At 60.6% G+C, this 17241-nt stretch carries 14 protein-coding genes; 8 read left to right on the forward strand and 6 right to left on the reverse strand.

Going from position 1 to position 17241, the window contains the following annotated elements; translation table 11 throughout:
- The first annotated feature begins 40 nt into the window (after positions 1 to 40).
- Entirely contained in the window at positions 41 to 448 is a 408-nt protein-coding gene (locus GBB18_RS06830; protein WP_151641177.1) for a hypothetical protein, read from the forward strand.
- A gap of 51 nt (positions 449 to 499) precedes the next feature.
- Here GBB18_RS06830 and GBB18_RS06835 read toward each other — a convergent pair whose 3' ends face one another.
- Positions 500 to 1702, reverse strand: coding sequence for an acetate kinase (locus tag GBB18_RS06835; protein ID WP_151641178.1), 1203 nt, complete (start codon positions 1700 to 1702; stop codon positions 500 to 502).
- A 2-nt stretch (positions 1703 to 1704) separates the two neighbouring features.
- A complete protein-coding gene (gene pta, locus GBB18_RS06840) occupies positions 1705 to 3057 on the reverse strand; it encodes a phosphate acetyltransferase (protein ID WP_151641179.1) in 1353 nt (450 codons plus the stop codon).
- 353 nt (positions 3058 to 3410) lie between these two features.
- On the opposite strand from pta, the gene GBB18_RS06845 reads away from it, so the two are divergent.
- From GBB18_RS06845 to GBB18_RS06870, 6 genes are all read left to right on the forward strand, one after another.
- A complete protein-coding gene (locus GBB18_RS06845; RefSeq protein WP_151549963.1) occupies positions 3411 to 4778 on the forward strand; it encodes an FAD-dependent oxidoreductase in 1368 nt (455 codons plus the stop codon).
- Positions 4779 to 4981: 203 nt separating this feature from the next.
- The gene (locus GBB18_RS06850; RefSeq protein ID WP_151641180.1) at positions 4982 to 7351 is read left to right on the forward strand and encodes a glycogen/starch/alpha-glucan phosphorylase; all 2370 of its coding nucleotides are present in this window, start codon (positions 4982 to 4984) and stop codon (positions 7349 to 7351) included.
- Positions 7352 to 7563: 212 nt separating this feature from the next.
- Complete coding sequence (locus GBB18_RS06855) at positions 7564 to 8652, forward strand: metal ABC transporter substrate-binding protein (RefSeq protein ID WP_151549961.1); 1089 nt, start codon at positions 7564 to 7566, stop codon at positions 8650 to 8652.
- Positions 8649 to 9305 carry a metal ABC transporter ATP-binding protein gene (locus GBB18_RS06860; protein WP_151641181.1) on the forward strand — a complete coding sequence of 219 codons (657 nt, stop codon included), beginning with the start codon at positions 8649 to 8651 and terminating at the stop codon, positions 9303 to 9305. Before GBB18_RS06855 ends, GBB18_RS06860 begins: the two co-directional genes overlap by 4 nt.
- Positions 9295 to 10140, forward strand: coding sequence for a metal ABC transporter permease (locus GBB18_RS06865; protein ID WP_151641182.1), 846 nt, complete (start codon positions 9295 to 9297; stop codon positions 10138 to 10140). Before GBB18_RS06860 ends, GBB18_RS06865 begins: the two co-directional genes overlap by 11 nt.
- A gap of 7 nt (positions 10141 to 10147) precedes the next feature.
- Positions 10148 to 10966 carry a metal ABC transporter permease gene (locus GBB18_RS06870; protein WP_151641183.1) on the forward strand — a complete coding sequence of 273 codons (819 nt, stop codon included), beginning with the start codon at positions 10148 to 10150 and terminating at the stop codon, positions 10964 to 10966.
- 164 nt (positions 10967 to 11130) lie between these two features.
- Here GBB18_RS06870 and GBB18_RS06875 read toward each other — a convergent pair whose 3' ends face one another.
- Complete coding sequence (locus GBB18_RS06875) at positions 11131 to 11631, reverse strand: phosphoribosyltransferase (protein WP_151530152.1); 501 nt, start codon at positions 11629 to 11631, stop codon at positions 11131 to 11133.
- Positions 11632 to 11758: 127 nt separating this feature from the next.
- Between GBB18_RS06875 and GBB18_RS06880 the strand changes: the two genes are divergently transcribed.
- Positions 11759 to 13036: a phosphoribosylglycinamide formyltransferase 2 gene (locus GBB18_RS06880; RefSeq protein ID WP_151641184.1), complete on the forward strand. Its 1278-nt coding sequence runs from the start codon at positions 11759 to 11761 to the stop codon at positions 13034 to 13036.
- A 118-nt stretch (positions 13037 to 13154) separates the two neighbouring features.
- Here GBB18_RS06880 and GBB18_RS06885 read toward each other — a convergent pair whose 3' ends face one another.
- The 3 genes from GBB18_RS06885 to GBB18_RS06895 form a co-directional block, all read right to left on the reverse strand.
- Entirely contained in the window at positions 13155 to 14429 is a 1275-nt protein-coding gene (locus GBB18_RS06885; protein WP_151641198.1) for a SpaH/EbpB family LPXTG-anchored major pilin, read from the reverse strand.
- A gap of 4 nt (positions 14430 to 14433) precedes the next feature.
- Entirely contained in the window at positions 14434 to 15330 is an 897-nt protein-coding gene (locus GBB18_RS06890; RefSeq protein ID WP_151530149.1) for a class C sortase, read from the reverse strand.
- 125 nt (positions 15331 to 15455) lie between these two features.
- The gene (locus tag GBB18_RS06895; RefSeq protein WP_151641185.1) at positions 15456 to 16985 is read right to left on the reverse strand and encodes a SpaH/EbpB family LPXTG-anchored major pilin; all 1530 of its coding nucleotides are present in this window, start codon (positions 16983 to 16985) and stop codon (positions 15456 to 15458) included.
- Positions 16986 to 17241: the final 256 nt, after the last annotated feature.

Raw genomic sequence — 17241 nt, forward strand, 5'->3', positions numbered from 1 at the left:
CTCGCTATCCTCCAAGAACCACAAGGAGAACGTTTAGCCGATGCTACGTGAAGGGCCACTCATCTCAGGTTCCTTTTTCGCCCTGGCCTGCGCCCTGCTTAGTATTTCTGCGGCCATCACGGTAAAAGAAGAGCTGGATACAGCCAGCAAGGTCCACAACGGCGGTCTGCCCTATTCCGTGTGTTTTCTTCTCGCGGGCTTGAGCGTCACCGCACTCATTGTGTACTCCCTGTATCTGTCCATCACTGGGTGGTCGACCACGCGCTTCCTCCGAGCAATGTGCCTGACAGTGAGATTCTCTGCGCTGCTGACGGTGGTCTGCTCCGTGTGGTTTATCGTGGTCACTGGCCTCTTCAGCATGGGGGGAGTACTGGGCATCATGCTCGCCCTCTCCTGCATGTTCTGGGCCAATGGCCTATTCAAGCTACACACCCAAGAACACAGCTAAATACACGACTGTGGCGGTACCCTTTCGGTACCGCCACAGTGCTTTTTGGTGCTAGCTGTTCTGCGCCAATTGATCTGCGTAGCGGGCGATGGCGAGTTCCTCGTTAGTGGGAACCACAAAAACCTTCACCTGAGAATCATCGGCAGAGATCTCACGCGGGCCGTCATTCGGCAGCTCATTGCGCTCGGGATCGATCTTGATGCCAAACCACTCGAGGTTCTCTAGCGCATCGGCGCGGACGAATTTGTCGTTTTCTCCCACACCGGCAGTGAAGGTAATGGCGTCCACGCGGCCCAAGGCCACCATGTAGGAGCCGATATAGCGGCGCAGCTGGTGGATGTAGATATTGTAGGCCAGCCAGGCGTCATCATCGCCTTCTTCGATGCGCTCGCGCAGCACGCGGAAATCATTCACCCCAGCGATGCCCTTCACACCGGACTTGCGGTTGAGCAGCTCATCGATCTCATCGATGCTCATATTCGCCTGGCGGGCCAAGTGGAAGACGATGCCGGGATCAATATCACCCGAGCGGGTACCCATCACCAGACCGGCCAGCGGGGTCAGCCCCATGGAGGTGTCGATGGCCAGCCCGCCGCGAATAGCCGCACAGGAGGCACCATTGCCCAGGTGCAGGGTGATCTGATTGACCATATCGGCGGGCTTATCGAGCAACGCCGGCACATGCTGCGACACATATTCGTGACTGGTGCCATGGAAGCCATAGCGGCGCACCCCATACTCGCCAGCCACCTCGTTGTTGATGGCGTAGAGGGCGGCTGCGGGCGGCAGCGAATGGAAGAAACCGGTGTCGAACACGCCCACGTGCGGGATGTCCGGCAGCAGCGACTGTGCCACCTCGATGCCGTCGATATTGGCCGGGTTATGCAGCGGGGCGAGCGGGATGAGATCGCGGACCATGCTGATGACCTCATCGGTGAGGATCACCGGCTGGGAGAACACCAGCCCGCCGTGCACCACGCGGTGGCCCACTGCGGAGATGTCCACATCCTCAATGCCGCAGCCATGCTCGCGCATGAGGTCGAAGGCCAGCTTCAGCCCCACCGAGTGATCGGGAATCGGTGCCTCCACCACATGCTTTTCCCCCAGGTGTTTGAGGGTGACGCGGCCGGAGTCCTCCCCGATCTGCTCCACCAGCCCAGAGGCAAAAGGCTCATCTTGGGCGTGGGAGGCGGGATCCACCAGCTGAAACTTGATGGAGGAGGAGCCAGAGTTAAGAACGAGAGAGTAGCTCATAGTTAGCGGTGTCCTCCGGTCTGGATGGCGGTAATGGCCACGGTATTGACGATATCGGGCACAGTCGCGCCGCGGGAAAGATCATTGACGGGTGCGTTCAGCCCCTGGAGCACCGGGCCCACGGCCAGGGCGCCAGCGGTGCGTTGGATAGCCTTGTAGCTGATATTGCCCGCCTCAAGATCAGGGAATATCAACACATTCGCCGCGCCGGCCACCGGGGAATCTGGGGCCTTCTTGGCAGCGACGGAGGCGGTCACGGCGGCGTCGAACTGCAGCGGACCATCGATGCGCAGCTCTGGGTCGATATCTCGGGCGGCCTCCACGGCAGCAATGGCGCGATCTACATCGGGGCCGGCACCGGAGGAGCCGGTGGAATAGGACAGCACGGCCACCTTGGGATCGAGGCCGAATTGGCGGGCGGTGCGGGCAGAAATCGCGGCGATCTCACCCAGCTGCTCGGCGGTGGGGTTCAGGTTCACCGCGCAATCGCCCACCGCCCAGATCCGTCCGGGCAGCACCGTGAAAAACACGGAGGAGACCACGGAGGCATCCGGGGTGGTTTTAATGATCTGCAGGGCGGGACGAATCGTCTCGGCGGTGGTGTGAGCCGCGCCCGAGACCATGCCATCGGCATCGCCGCAGTGCACCATCATGGTGGCGAAATAGGAGACGTCCTTCATCTGCTCGCGGGCCTGCTCGATAGTCACGCCCTTCTTGGCGCGCAGCTGAGCAAACTCGGCGGCATAGTCCTCGGCGCGGGGGGTGGTGAGCGGATTCACCAGCTCGGCGCGGGAGAGATCGAGCCCTGCCGCGGCGGCGCGGGAAGAAATATCCTCCGGATCGCCCAGAATGGTCAGCTCGCACACCTCGGCGGCGAGCAGCTGCGCGGCGGCCTGCAACACGCGATCATCATCGCCCTCGGGCAGCACGATCCGCGCACCGATGGCGCGGGCCTGCTGCAGCAGGGAGTGCTCGAAGAGCTCGGGGCTCATCACCGGCTCCGTAGCAACCAACTCCTCCTTATTAATAGAGGCCTCCTCGCCCGACGCGAACACCGCGGCAGCGGGCGCGTGATGGTCGGCTGCTTTTTTGGTGGCCAGCTCGATGGTGGCGGCGGGGGCGTCGGCGAGCACGAGCAATGGCAGGCCGAGGCCGGCGGCAGCGCGGGCATCAAAATCGAGATCGCCGGTGCCGCACAACAGGGCGTCCTCGGGATAGCTGCTACCGAGCACGGTGGACAGCTGCGGGGCGCCGTCGATAAGCGAATGGGGCTTAAGGTTGAGATGCTGGGCGAGAAGAGTGGGATCATAGGTGGCGAGATTGACACCAAGGGCACTCAACAGTACGGCGGTCATAATCGAGCCTTTCCTTCTGGCACATCGCTTGTGATTCGTTGTATGTGATTCACCGCATAAGTCTAGCGGCAACGTAGTACATCTATCGATTAGGCTGCTAAACCTTACTGGGACACACAATACCGGTGCGCGCTGGACATATCAGGCGAGTGCACGCACCTACCCACACTATATTTGTGGCGAAACACACACCATGGCGGAGTGAGGCTTGCCTGACACGCCACGACGCAGGCCACTGGCAGTTTGTGTTTGCCCAGCGTAAGGTAAATGCGGATTAGCGTCGCCGCCGCACCCTTTCTCTGCGCCGGCGACGCCGCAGATAACGCCCCCAACCAGCACAAGTGAAGGATACGATGTCTCGCCCGATTCGCGTCGCCGTAGTTGGCGCCGGCCCCGCCGGCATTTACGCCTCTGACCTACTCATGAAGTCCGGTCACGAGGTCTCCATCGACCTCTTCGAGCGGATGCCCGCCCCCTTCGGCCTGATCCGCTATGGCGTGGCCCCGGATCATCCGCGCATTAAGGGCATCGTCCAATCGCTGCACCGCGTGCTGGATAAGCCGCAGCTGCGCCTGCTCGGCAATATCGAGGTGGGCAGCACCGTCACCGTCGATGAGCTCCGCGATTTCTATGACGCCATCATCTTCTCCACCGGCGCTACCGGCGACCGCGCCCTCGAGGTGCCCGGCGCGGACCTGCCCGAGGCCTATGGCGCCGGCGAGTTCGTGGGCTTTTATGACGGTAACCCGGACTTCGAGCGCAATTGGAACCTCGACGCCGAGCAGGTGGCCGTGATCGGCGTGGGCAACGTGGCCCTCGATATCGCCCGCATCTTGGCAAAGACCGGCGATGAGCTGCACGTAACCGAGATTCCGGACAATGTCTATGACAACCTCAAGGCCAACCAGGCCCGCGAGGTGCACATCTTTGGCCGTCGCGGCCCCGCCCAGGCCAAGTTCACCCCGCTGGAACTGAAGGAGCTGGACCACTCCCCCACCATCGAGGTTGTGGTGAACCCGGAGGATATTGACTACGACGAAGCCTCCATCGAGGCCCGCCGCACCTCCAAGTCGCAGGATCTCGTGTGCTCCACCTTGGAGCAATACGCCATCCGTGATCCCCAAGATGCGCCGCACAAGCTCTACATCCACTTCTTCGAGTCCCCCGTGGAAATCCTCGGCGAGGATGGGCACGTGAGCGGCCTGAAGACCGAGCGCATGCAGCTCGACGGCAATGGTGGGGTCACCGGCACCGGCGAGTACACCGTGTGGCCGGCCCAGGCCGTGTACCACGCCATCGGCTATCGCTCCGATGAGGTGAAGGATGTACCCTTCGACTCCCAGCGCGCGGTGATCCCCAACGATGGCGGCCACGTACTGGACTCCGAGACCGGCGAGCCCCTGCCGAAGCTGTACACCACCGGCTGGATCAAGCGCGGCCCCGTGGGACTGATCGGCAATACCAAGTCCGATGCCAAGGAAACCACCGCTATGCTGCTTAAGGACTATGAGGCCGGCACCCTCGAGGCCCCCGCCCACCCGGGCGAGAATGCCATTATTGAGCTGCTCGAGGAACGCAAGGTGCCCTATACCACCTGGGCGGGCTGGCATAACCTGGATGCCGCCGAGCGCGCCGCCGGTGAAGCCGAGGGCCGCGAACGCAAGAAGATTGTGGAGTGGGATGACATGGTGCGCCATGCCCACCCGGAATACGAGATCTAGGCATCAGCCACAGCTCACATCGCGCCCGTTGCCGCCCCTTGCGTAGGTGGTGGCGGGCGCTGCTGTGTATCTCCACGACGTCACAGGTTGTGAGCTGGGTAATATCCATGGGCCTGCGGCTCGCGACAACTCTACAAGTAGCTGGCTCTCAGCTAAGGTGGTCTGCGTTGATTTACCCATAGTGTGAGAGAAGGTTTATAGAGATGACGCAGACATTCCACGAGGCAGCCGGCGGGCATATCCGCTCGGTATCTGGCCGCACCCCCACGGATTCCACCACCATGGAGTTCTGGCAGGGGCTGTCCGCCACGGTAATGGACGCCCTGGCTGAGAACTGGGCGGCCACCACCGAGCTGTATAAGAAGGGCCGCCGGCAGCACTATCTGTCTGCCGAGTTCCTCATGGGCCGCGCCCTGCTGAATAACCTGCTTAACCTGGGGTTGTTCGATGAGGCCGCCGCCACCGCCAAGAACTATGGCTTGAACCTCTCTGAGGTGCTGGAAGAGGAGCCGGACGCCGCACTAGGCAATGGCGGCCTGGGGCGTCTTGCCGCGTGCTTCTTGGATTCCTGCGCCACCCAAGACCTGCCGGTGGTGGGCTATGGCATTCTCTACCGCTATGGCCTGTTCAAGCAGGAGTTCGATAATGGTTTCCAGACCGAGCACCCGGATTCCTGGATGGAGGAGCGCTACCCCTTCATCATTCGCCGCATCCACGAACAGCGCATCATTAGTTATAACGACATGCAGGTTCGCGCCGTGCCCTATGACATGCCGATCACCGGCTATGGCACCGACAATGTGGGCACCCTGCGGCTGTGGAAGGCCGAGCCGATGCAGGAGTTCGACTACGATGCCTTCAACTCCCAGCGCTTCACCGACGCCATCGTGGGCCGCGAAGCCGTGATGGACATCTCGCGCGTGCTCTACCCCAACGACACCACCTTCGAGGGCAAGGTGCTGCGCGTGCGCCAACAGTACTTCTTTGTCTCCGCCTCCCTGCAGGAGATTGTGGAGAACCACCTGGCCCAACACGGCGATCTTTCCACCTTCGCTAAGTACAACTCGGTGCAGCTCAATGACACCCACCCGGTGCTCGGCATCCCGGAGCTCATGCGCCTGCTCATGGACGTGCACGGCATGGGCTGGGAGAAGGCCTGGGATATCGTGTCCGAGACTTTCGCCTACACCAACCACACGGTGCTGGCCGAAGCCCTGGAGACGTGGGAGTGCTCGATCTTCGATCGTCTCTTCCCGCGCATCATGGAGATCGTGCGCGAGATCGATCGCCGCTTCCGCATCGACATGGCGGAGCGCGGCCTGTCCCAGGAGACCATCGACTACATGGCGCCGGTGTCTAATAACTCGGTGCACATGGCGTGGATCGCCTGCTATGCCGCCTACTCCATCAATGGCGTGGCCGCATTGCACACCGAGATCATCAAGCGCGAAACCTTGGGCGAGTGGCACGACATCTGGCCGGAGAAGTTCAACAATAAGACCAATGGTGTCACCCCGCGCCGCTGGCTCAACCAGTGCAACCCGCGCTTGGCGCAGCTGCTCACTGAGGTCACCGGCTCAGATGAGTGGGTGCGACAGCTGGATGTTCTCGCCGACTATCGCGAGAAGGGCACCCCGGAGATCTACCAGCGCCTGAGTGAGATCAAGCACGCCAACAAGGTGGACTTTGCGGAGTGGGTCCGCAACCGCAGCGGCGTGGAGATCGACCCGGACGCCATCTTCGATGTGCAGATCAAGCGCCTCCACGAGTACAAGCGCCAGCTGCTCAATATCTTCTATGTGCTGGATCTGTACTTCCGTATCAAGGACAACCCGGAGCTGGAGGTGCCGAAGCGCGTCTTCATCTTCGGTGCGAAGGCCGCCCCGGGCTATGTGCGCGCCAAGGCCATCATCAAGCTCATCAACGAGGTGGGCCGTATGGTGAACAATGATCCCGCGGTGAATGACACCATCAAGGTGGTGTTCGTGGAGAACTACAACGTCTCCCCCGCCGAGAAGATCATTCCCGCCGCCGATGTGTCCGAGCAGATCTCCACCGCCGGTAAGGAGGCCTCGGGTACCTCCAATATGAAGTTCATGATGAACGGCGCGCTCACCTTGGGCACCCTCGACGGCGCCAATGTGGAGATCCTCGACTCGGTGGGTGATGAGAATGCCTATATCTTTGGCGCAAAGGAAGAGGAGCTTCCCGAACTGCGCAAGAGCTATGACCCGCGGCACGAGTATGAAACTGTGCCTGGGCTGAAGCGGGTGCTCGATGCGCTTGTCGACGGTACTCTGGACGATTCCGGCTCCGGCTGGTTCCACGATCTCCACTGGTCCCTGTTGAACTCCAACAACTGGGAGCCGGCGGACGTCTATTACCTGCTGGGCGATTTCGCCGACTACCGCGCCACCCGCGACCGCATGGCCGCAGACTATGCCGATCAGCAGGCGTGGTCCGAGAAGGCATGGATCAACATCACCTCCTCCGGCCGTTTCTCCTCTGACCGCACCATCCGCGACTACGCAGAAGAGGTATGGAAGATCGAGCCGCAGCCGCTCGAGTCCTAATACGCGCACCGCATCGTTCCCCCGTTCCTCCATCCGGAGGGACGGGGGTTTGTGTGTACGTGAGCAAACACACCGGCAGCTAGATATTCAGTGCATTGAACTTAGGCTATCAATATGCAAAACTTTAAAGGTCGATGATAGATCCGCCTTGTTGTCACTCAGGGCGGCATCGGCGCGAATTTGACTGATTTCTTCCACTCGATGGGACAACAATGAACATCTACTCTAGGCGCGTACTCGCAGCTGTGGCGTCCACAGCCGTGCTTGGCAGCGGCCTGGCCGCCTGCAGTTCCGACTCCGCATCTTCAGATGACGACATCAAGGTGGTGGCCTCCACCACCCAAATTTGTGACTATGTGAAACAGCTCGATCTTGCCCAGGTGGATCTCACCTGCCTGCTGGCACCGAATGCCACCGCGCATCAGTTGGAGATGACCCACGAGCAGCTCGTCAAGACCTCCGAGGCTGATCTTGTCATGGTCAACGGTGTTGATCTCGAGCACTTCCTCGATTCGGCCATCGATTCCAGTGAGTTCTCTGGCACCATGCTGGTCACCACCGGCGTGCTCACGGCCAGCGATGTGGATGAAGCACCCACCGATAAGAAGTCGGAGCTGGAGAAGTCTAAGAGCGGCCGCTATGACATCGACCGCGGCATCGCTCAAGTGGACGTCGCCCCGTGGCCCTTCGCCCCGGAGCCCGGCGAGGTGGCAGAGTTCACCTACGATCCACACGTGTGGACCTCTCCGAAGAACGCCAAGGTTCAGGTGGAAAACATCGGCTACGCTCTGGAAAAGGAAGCCGATGAGCGCGGCAACACTGAGCTGAAGGACGAAATCCACCAGAAGGTGGAGGACTACAACGCCAAGCTCGAGCTGCTGGATCAGTGGACCCGCGAGTCCATCAGCAGCGTGAATAACCCAGTGCTGTTCACCAGCCACGATGCCTTCGGCTACTTCTCTAAGGAGTACGGCGTGGACTTCATTGGCGCCGCACTGAGCGACTTCTCCGATCAGCAGGACGCCACCGCCAGCCACATCAACGAAGCCGCAGAGACGGTGAAGGAGTCTGGCGCTACCGTGCTGTTCGCGGAGAACTCCAATAACTCCAAGTCCATCGAGGCCGTCGCCAAGGCCGCCGGAGTGAAGGCCGTGGTGGGCGATGACGCCCTCTATGGCGATTCGCTCGGCCCGGCCGGCACTGATGGCGAGACCTACATTGGCTCCATCAAGCACAACGTGAACACCTTGGTGACTGCATGGGATGGCCAGGTCGCCGATCTGCCGGAGCAGCTGCAATGATAGTGTCGCTCCGCGACGCCTCCTTCAGCTATGGCGGCCCCACCGTTGTCGATTCTGTCACCGCCCATGTCAACACCGGCGAGGGCTTGGCCCTCATCGGCCCCAATGGCTGCGGTAAAACCACGGTACTGCGCGGCATCATCGGCACTGCCCGACTGTGCTCCGGCGAGCTGGAGGTCCAGGCCCCCCGCATCTCCTATGTGCCGCAGACGGCTGATATTGACCGCACCTTCCCCGTCACTGCTTTCGACGTAGTGGTCATGGGAGTGCTCGCCCAGCTGCGTTTTTTCCAGCCGCTGGGCAAGCATAAGCGCCGGGTGCACGCTGCCCTAGAGAAGGTGGGCCTCGGCGACCGCGCCGGCTCCCACTTCGGCAGCCTCTCGGGAGGCCAGCAACAGCGCGTGCTTCTCGCACGCGCCATCGTGACCCAACCCGATCTGGTGCTACTCGATGAGCCCTTCAATGGCCTTGATACGGCTAATCGCGAGATCCTATTGACGCTACTCAACGAGCTCAAGAGCACGGGCACGGCCCTGATCGCCTCCACCCACGACTATGAACTGGCGGAGGGGGCGTGCGATAACGTTCTGGCGCTGTTGAATCCCCCGCAGTTCGGACCGGTGAATGAGGTGGTTGCGGCCTATGTGGACTGAGCTAGCTCACCAAGTGGGCATGGCCCCTTTCATGTTTCGGCCCCTCATTTTGTTGCTCGCCCTCGGCGTAGTGAGTGGCGTGCTGGGCGTTATTGTGAACCTGCGCAGCCTCGAGTTCAATGCCGAGGCCAGCGTGCACGCCATCTTCCCCGGAGTGGTGGCCGGAGCGGTGTTCGGCGGAATCGATATGATCATGCCCACCGCCTCGGCCGTGGCGGTGGTGGTGGCCATTGTGCTCACCCTTGTCTCCCGCGCCCGCGTCGGCGAATCTGGGGTGGCCATTGTGCTCACTGGGTTCTTTTCGCTCGGCGTGATCATCTCCCTCTACAAGGGAGATCGCTCTGGGCAGCTAGAGGCGTTGATGTTTGGTCGCCTCCTCGAGATCACCGATGACCGCCTCACCACGGCGCTCGCGGTATTCGCCCTGGCACTCGCGTTGCTGATTGCCACCTGGTCCACCCAGGTGTTTACCGCCTTTGACCGCGATGGCGCCCAGGCCGCTGGGGTGAATCTGTGGATCGTGGACCTCACGATCAACGTCGCCATCGCCGCTGTGGTGGTGGCTTCCGCCGCCGCCATCGGCGTGCTGCTGGTGATCGGCTTCATCATCGTTCCCGGCGCCGCAGCGCGGCTGGTGGTGCACCGCGTCCAGCACATGATTCCCCTCGCTATCGGTATCTCGGTGGTCTCCGGCGTCGTCGGGTTGAGCCTGGTTCCGCTAGGACCGATCTCGCCCCAGGCAGTCGTAGCACTGTCTGTGGTGGCGATGTACTTTGTGTTTCTGCTCATTCGTTTGCTGCAGGATCGTCGCAGCCGCACCGCGACAAGGAGGTGAGCCACTCATGCTCGGTATTCTCATGCTTCCCATTGTGGAGCTCATTGTCGTAGGTGCGCTCGCCGGCCTGGTCGGCAGCCTCGCCCTATTGAATAAGCAAATCTTTTTTGCAGAGGCCATCACCCACGCCACCTTTCCCGGTGCTGTCGTGGGCGTGATTATTGGTGCCGCCCTAGGCTTGAACCAATCTCAGCTGTCACTCGCGCTCTTTATCGGCGCACTGGTGATGTGTTGGCCCATTGGCGCCCTGTTTTCGCTCTCCCGGGTGGGCACCTCCCAATCTGCGGCGGGCATCGTACTCACCACCGGCTTCGCCTTGGGTTATTTCCTCAATAAGCTCTTCGCGCCGCTACCGATCAAGGTGGAGAGCTTCCTCGTGGGCAGCGTGCTCACCGTGACCCGCACCGATGTGACTCTCGCGCTGATCCTGCTCGCCAGCGTTCTCCTCGTGCTCGCTGGAGGATGGCGGCGGCTGGTGTTCTTTGCTTTCGACCCAGCCGGTTTTGGAGTGGCGCATCGACGCAGCCTCACCCAAGCGCTGATCAGCGCTCTCATCGTGCTCACCTTGGTGGCGCTGATTCCGGCAGTGGGCACCATTTTGTCCATCGCCTTGCTGGCCGCACCCGCTGCCACGGTAGCCATATTCGCCACCCGGCCCAGTACCTTGCTGCTCTTTGCACCAGTGATGGGCATAGTCATGGGCTTGAGTGGTCTGGCGGTAGCTGTGATGTTCCAGCTCTCCGCCGGCGGCTGTATCGGATTGACGGCCGCGCTAGTATACGCCGTAGCGAAGCTCTTGTCCCTCGCCGGCCTAGGCCGCCGCTAGCGCCTCGTAGAGAGCGCTCGAGCAAGCACCAATACACGTATCCCCTCGTGGAAGATGCGGGGCACTCTTATCCGCCCGTTCGCGACTCAGAGGTGCAACGCAGAGCGCCCCGCACCGCAGTATAAGGGTGCAGGGCGCAATCGGGACAAGAGTGACGCGGCCGTTTATTCGGCTTCCACCGGCGGTTCCGCGGACCAGGGGAACACGATCCACTCGGCGGTGCGTTTCCACACATAGGTGGGATCTACTTCACTGGTCGGCTTGGCGTAGAGCACCGCGGAGCGCACATCGGCGCCGTGGGTGGCCAAAAGCTTGAGCACCAAGGAAAGAGTACGGCCGGAATCAGCGACATCGTCGACTACGAGCAGCTTCTTATCGCTAATCGCCTCGATATCCAGCAGCGGCTCAAGCAGCACCGGATCCGGCAAGGTCTCGTGCACATCGGTATAGAATTCCACGTTGATGGCGTCGGACAGCTTGACGCCCATGGAATAGGACAGCGCCCCAGCCGGCACGAGGCCGCCGCGGGCGACGGCCACAATGATGTCTGGTGTGAAACCGTCATTGACAACCGTCTGGGCGAGCTCGCGGGAAGCGCGGCCGAAACCGTCCCAGGTGAGGATTTCTTTCTCGGGTAGATCCGCTGAATCTGCGTGATAAGCCATGTTTAAACTCTACCGCGCCGACCAATTTCTGCCTACGTTATGTGTCGGTGCCTTCTTCCTATTGCTTCGCCGCCCACTAGAATAGAGCTCATTAATTCCTACGACCCGTGTGGAAAAGAGGCACTGCGTGTATTCCCAAGACTGGATCGGTACCGCCCTTTCCGATACCGCCACGAAAGTGATGCTGCTCGGAGCCGGCGAACTGTGCAAGGAGGTGGCCATCGCCTTCCAAAGGCTCGGAGTAGAAGTACACGCCGTGGACCGCTATGAAAACGCCCCCGCCCACCAAGTGGCCCACGCCGCCTATGTGCTCGATGTGCGCGATGGTGAGGCGCTCTACGAGCTCGTGAATAGGGTGCGCCCGGACTATCTGGTGCCCGAAACCGAGCAGGTGGATTCCGCCACTCTCGAGCGCATTGAGGCCGAGGGGCTCTCGACTGTGGTGCCGTCTACTCACGCCACGAAGATGACGAATTCGCGGGAAACACTCAAACAGCTCGCCGCCTATGAGCTGGGGGTGCCTACCTGTCGTTTCGCCTTTGCTACTTCTCTTGAAGAGTTGAAACAGGCGGTACTCAACGTGGGACTGCCCTGCGTGGTGAAGCCCAATCAGGGCACTGCCGCCCGCGGCCAGACTCTGGTGAGAGAGATGGCGGATGTGGAGCAGGCGTGGGCGAACGCGCTGGATGCCATCGATGGCGGCCCAGCGCAGGTGATCGCCGAGGAATTCGTGGATTTCGACTATGAGGTGACGATCCTCACTGTGCGCTCGAAGGACCCCTACTCGGATTCTGAGGCCACGTGGTTCTGTGAACCCATTGGCCATACCCGGCTGGGAGAAGTCGCAGAATTAGGCGGCATGGGTGCTGGACGCGCGAGCGATAGCGCCGAATCGGGCGGTGATTTCCTCGAGAGTTGGCAGCCGGCCCCGATGTCGGAATCCACCCGTGATCTGGCGCGCTCTATCGCCGCCCGCATTACCAATGCGCTGTCAGGGCGCGGGGTATTTGGTGTCGAGCTTTTTGTTAAAGGCGACGATGTGTACTTCTCAGAGGTGGCGCCGCGACCGCACGATACCGGAATGGTCACCATGGCTACGCAGCGTTTCTCGGAATTCGAATTGCATGCTCGGGCCGTGATGGGCTTTTTCGTCGATGTCACGCTCACCTCGCCTGGTGCCGCCGCGGTGATTAATGGTGCTGAGGATGGCCATGCCGTGCGCTATACCGGCATTTCTGAGGCCATGAGTATCCCCGAAGTGGATCTACGCCTTTTTGGTAAAGCGGATAGCTATCCTGGGCGTCGCCTTGGAGTCGCGCTGGCCACCGCGGAAACGGTGGAGGAGGCTCGCACCCATGCACGCCGGGCCGCCAAGGCCGTCACACCTATTACCGATGATGCCTAAACCCCGCCTCTCGGGCGGGGTTCGGCTCTCGCCGTTGCGGGAGGAACGCTGAACATAAGACTGCGGCCGCTTCCTGTGAGGGGAAGCGGCCGCAGTACGAGTATCCGTTTATTCGCTCTTATTCAGAGCGTCCTCGGCGGGTGCTGAGCCAGGTACCGATGGCCACGAGGAGTGCACCAGCGATCACGAGGCCGATCACGCTAGCACCCGTGCTGGCGAGCGGGCCGGAGCTGCCGCCGCTACTACCGGGGGAATCCGTGCCAGGCTTACCGGTCGTGGGCTCGTCGGTGTCACCGGGCATCTCAGGATCGGTGACTGGGGTCTGTACATCCGAGGTGGTGGGCGTGCAGTTCCCGACTTGGGTGGTGACGCGGTTCGTGGGGACACCCGGAGTGGTGAGGGGATCGAACTGCGGATATCCCTCGACGAGGACGTGCCCGCGGTTGTGAATCTTCTGGCCCGTGGCCTCGGCGGGGCCCGTAGCTTCGAAGGTCCACGAGACAGTGGTTTCAGGATTGCCGCTGCGGAGCTTGGCGAGCTTCTCCAGACCCTTGTCCTGGAGTTTCAGCACTGCCACACCGCCGGTGAGCACGACCGAGAAGTCTTCATCGGTGTGTAAGTTCTCGGGATCCCGACCGGGCCGCTGAATGCTGACCTTCGACTTCAGCTTGATGAACTCCAGTTCTGGGGAGATCGGGTCGGCGATCTCGAAGCGGTGGATCATACCGTTGTGATCGGGAGCCGGAGTGGTGGAGGAAATGCCATAGGTGATGGTGTCTCCAGCCTCGATACACGTTGCGGAGACATCCTTATTCGCCATGATGCGCTGGTCCTTGGCGTTAACTTCGACGCTATAGGTCCATTCGCTGCGGTTGTCGGGATTCGTCGTCGGGATGGTGACGATAAAAGGGCTCACCAAAGAGAGGGAATTTTTTTGTGCAGCGCTCGGCAATTCCTGGACGAGGTAGGCGCCGATGGGCAGGCCGCTGAAATGTGCCGCACCGTTGTCATCGGTGGATGCGGTGTAAACTTGGCCCAATTTGTCGTCTTTCCTGCCACCTTCGAAGTAGTCAGCAATGTAGATGTCTTCGCGTACGCGCCAGCCTTCGTTCGTCGTGAGATCCACATCGGTGATCCGTCGAATCTGGAATTGCAGGTCCTTGATCGGTTCCCTGCTGAGGTCCGCATCGGGGTTGGTGGGATCGCCGAATTGGGTGAGCGGATCGCCGAGCGCCTTGTGGACGGTGAGTTCGCCGCGGGCGTGGGGATCGACTAAGGAGGGATGCGGTTTATCAGCAGCCCACGCTTGTGGTGCGCACATGACTACGAGAAGCAGTGCTCCGATGATCCAGCCGCAGATACTGTGCAGGCGGTGTTGAGCAGTGGTGGGCATACTCTTACTCTCCTTGTCCGGCGGCGCGCCGGCGCTGTTTCATGATCCACACAAACATTGCGATGAGCACGGCCACGATGATTGCCACGACCAGCGACATCCACCATTGCCACGGTGTGTAGGTCTTGTCCAATGTTTGGCTGGCTTCTTCATCGTCCAACGGTGCCCGTTGACCGGTTACCAGCAACCTATGGGAGTTCACGCCGTAGGGTGTGCAGGTGATGAGGGTGATCTTATCGGCGCCAATTTCTGGCTTGAGGAGATCGGTTTCGTCCGGAAGAACGACGTTAATATCGCTCACCACATACTTCATTTTCTGGCCGGAGACGCTGAGATAAATACCGTCGCCCTTTTCCACGTCGGTGAGGTTATCCCACAGTGTTGCGTGGGAAAGGCCGGTGTGACCGGTGAGTACGGTGTGCGTGGATTCTCCGCCTACGGGGAGGGAACTGCCATAGAGGTGCCCGATACCACGATTAAGTGTTTCCTCATCGGTTCCGTGGTAGATCGGGAGGTCGGATTCAATCTTCGGGATGACGATACGACCCATGACTTCGGCGAGGTCGAGCTGCTTCAAATACTCCTGGTATTGAGAATTCGACTTGTCGACTCGCGCGAGCCACGGATCGAGCACTGGGCCGTTTGCGTGCTGCTCGTTCCACTCGTGTGCTCGACGAATGGCGTCGTCCCGTTCTTCTTGAGTGGTGTTATCCACAATCGACCGAGAGTAGGCCTGTGCTGCTGAGCTCTGCTGCGAGTTCGCTAGATACGTGGCCACCACTGGGTAGCTGAGGATTGCCAGCCCAAGAAGGATAATGATCAGAGGAACGAGGCGGCGCCGGAGCGACCCCGCACGTGCCTGTGTCGGCCTCGGCGCGTCCGAATTAACGGTAGTAGTCACGGCGCCTCCTTAATACTTAACTAGTTATTGGTACTGGGCTATGAAATTAGGAATTTCTAGGTTTAGGTGGGGTCTGTTTAGTCTCTGACCCCGAAAGAGATGTCAGCCGTAGTGGCTAGCTCCTATTAGGAAGCAGCGTTCTGACGACGGTTGGAGTAGAAGGCGTAAGCGCCACCACCCACGATCAGCACGCCACCGAGAACCAGCAGCATGGTCACACCGCGACCACCGGTGAGCGGAAGGTCGAAGCCAGCGTTGGACTCGACGTTCTTGATGTCGACGCCCTTGACCTCGGCAATCTTATCCTTGCTCACGGTGAAGTACACCGGCTCAGGGAGCAGCTCGTAACCCTCGCTGGCGGCGGTCTCCACGAGGCAGTAGCCGGTCGGATCGGTGGTTTCGGCCTCGCCGTTCACGTAGTCGTTCACGTGCAGACCGTCGATGGTCGTGCCCTCGGCCGCCACCTCGATGCCCTCGGTGACCTGATTGTCTTCGACAATCTCCTTATCCGCATTACAGGTGTAGAGGTCGAAGGTTGCTTTAATACCCTGACCAGCGGTGTTGGTCTTGTTGATCTTCACCTTACCGAAGTAGGTCTCCGGCTGATCCTCGTCCGGGATGTCAACAGTGGTGCCATCATCGTCCTCATCGGTGGAGGTGGTGATCGAGGCATTGTTCTTGATCGGAGAGGTCTGATCAGCGGCGTCCGCCTTGACGGTGAAGTCAATCTTGGCCTGCACCGTACGCTCGGCGCCCTCTAGGGCAACGACCTGGTCGATGCCGTTTTTGGTCAGCGCAATAACAACCTTGCCGGCGGTGTCGGTGTTGACGGTGTAGTCAGTATTCTCAGTGAGTGTGTCGCCGCTACCAAGGGAGACCTGCTGAACAACAGGCTTCTCCAAGCGGTCAGCGGGGTACTCATCGGTCAATACGACCTTGGCCAACTCGGAAGCAGAAGGAACCTTGGCAGTAACGTCGTACTTGATGGTGTCGCCGGCCGTGACAGTATCGGCGTCGTTCACGGTCTTAGAGACGACGTCTTCCTGCTTCTTGTTCTTCGGGTAGACGTGCACCTCGCGCAGGAAGCCCTGACGGTCATTCGGATCAGTCAGCGGCATAGCCACGAAGAAGGGCTCGGCCTGGCTGGCCTCGTAGCCGGCCGGTGCAGCGATCTCAGTGACGCGATAGAGACCGATTTCTTCGATATCGAAGACAGCCTGGCCGTCGCTGGTGGTCTTGGTACCGACGGGGGTGGTGGTGAAATCGGGAGCGTCTTCCGCCTTCTTAGCGATCTTCTCGGCCTTCTGCTGCCCATCGGTGGTGGTCAGATCAACTTCGTTGACCTTCTCCACCTTGAAGGTTGCGCCATCGAGCGGCTGGCCGAGGTTGGAGGTATCACCAATCTTGGTACCGTTACCGGCCTCGCCGGGGGTGGCGTTGTCGTACTTGTGGACGTGGAGCTGCATGCCCTCGGTCTGAGCTGCTTCCATGGTCTCACAGATGACGCCCTCGCACCCTTCAGGCGGAGTCGGCCCGAAGCCTGTCCCCGGGCCTCCGGGTCCTGGGGCCTCTTGTGCGGCGGCGATTCCGGCGGAGCCAAAAACGAGCACACCGGAGGCTGCGACAGCGAAGGCGCTGCGTGCAAACTTATTCATAAATATTCCTTCGAAAGTTGGAGATAGTACTAGGAGCTACCGGTTGTAAACACCTAGTATTTTGGCGATGGGTGGCCCCGCCGAAAAATCCCGACGGGATGGTTCCAGCTGTTCCCCACGGCCACGAGGTGAATGTAGGGATACAGGCAAGGCGGTGCCCCTTATCATTCGCTATTGCACCGAGGGCGGTCGATTCCCATTGTCACTCCTTAATTAATCAAGCTAATAGTGTTGCCACTGCGATTAGCAGCTGCGT

Origin of the sequence: Corynebacterium sp. 11A (assembly GCF_008930935.1) — a bacterium.
In the GTDB taxonomy this organism is placed as follows: Bacteria; Actinomycetota; Actinomycetes; order Mycobacteriales; family Mycobacteriaceae; genus Corynebacterium; species Corynebacterium megadyptis.

What these genes read in the sequence shown, in the direction of transcription:
- GBB18_RS06830 (WP_151641177.1), top strand. Translation starts at nt 41, where the DNA reads ATGCTACGTGAAGGGCCACTCATCTCAGGTTCCTTTTTCGCCCTGGCC.
- GBB18_RS06835 (WP_151641178.1), bottom strand. Translation starts at nt 1,702, where the DNA reads ATGAGCTACTCTCTCGTTCTTAACTCTGGCTCCTCCTCCATCAAGTTT.
- pta (WP_151641179.1), bottom strand. Translation starts at nt 3,057, where the DNA reads ATGACCGCCGTACTGTTGAGTGCCCTTGGTGTCAATCTCGCCACCTAT.
- GBB18_RS06845 (WP_151549963.1), top strand. Translation starts at nt 3,411, where the DNA reads ATGTCTCGCCCGATTCGCGTCGCCGTAGTTGGCGCCGGCCCCGCCGGC.
- GBB18_RS06850 (WP_151641180.1), top strand. Translation starts at nt 4,982, where the DNA reads ATGACGCAGACATTCCACGAGGCAGCCGGCGGGCATATCCGCTCGGTA.
- GBB18_RS06855 (WP_151549961.1), top strand. Translation starts at nt 7,564, where the DNA reads ATGAACATCTACTCTAGGCGCGTACTCGCAGCTGTGGCGTCCACAGCC.
- GBB18_RS06860 (WP_151641181.1), top strand. Translation starts at nt 8,649, where the DNA reads ATGATAGTGTCGCTCCGCGACGCCTCCTTCAGCTATGGCGGCCCCACC.
- GBB18_RS06865 (WP_151641182.1), top strand. Translation starts at nt 9,295, where the DNA reads ATGTGGACTGAGCTAGCTCACCAAGTGGGCATGGCCCCTTTCATGTTT.
- GBB18_RS06870 (WP_151641183.1), top strand. Translation starts at nt 10,148, where the DNA reads ATGCTCGGTATTCTCATGCTTCCCATTGTGGAGCTCATTGTCGTAGGT.
- GBB18_RS06875 (WP_151530152.1), bottom strand. Translation starts at nt 11,631, where the DNA reads ATGGCTTATCACGCAGATTCAGCGGATCTACCCGAGAAAGAAATCCTC.
- GBB18_RS06885 (WP_151641198.1), bottom strand. Translation starts at nt 14,429, where the DNA reads ATGCCCACCACTGCTCAACACCGCCTGCACAGTATCTGCGGCTGGATC.
- GBB18_RS06895 (WP_151641185.1), bottom strand. Translation starts at nt 16,985, where the DNA reads ATGAATAAGTTTGCACGCAGCGCCTTCGCTGTCGCAGCCTCCGGTGTG.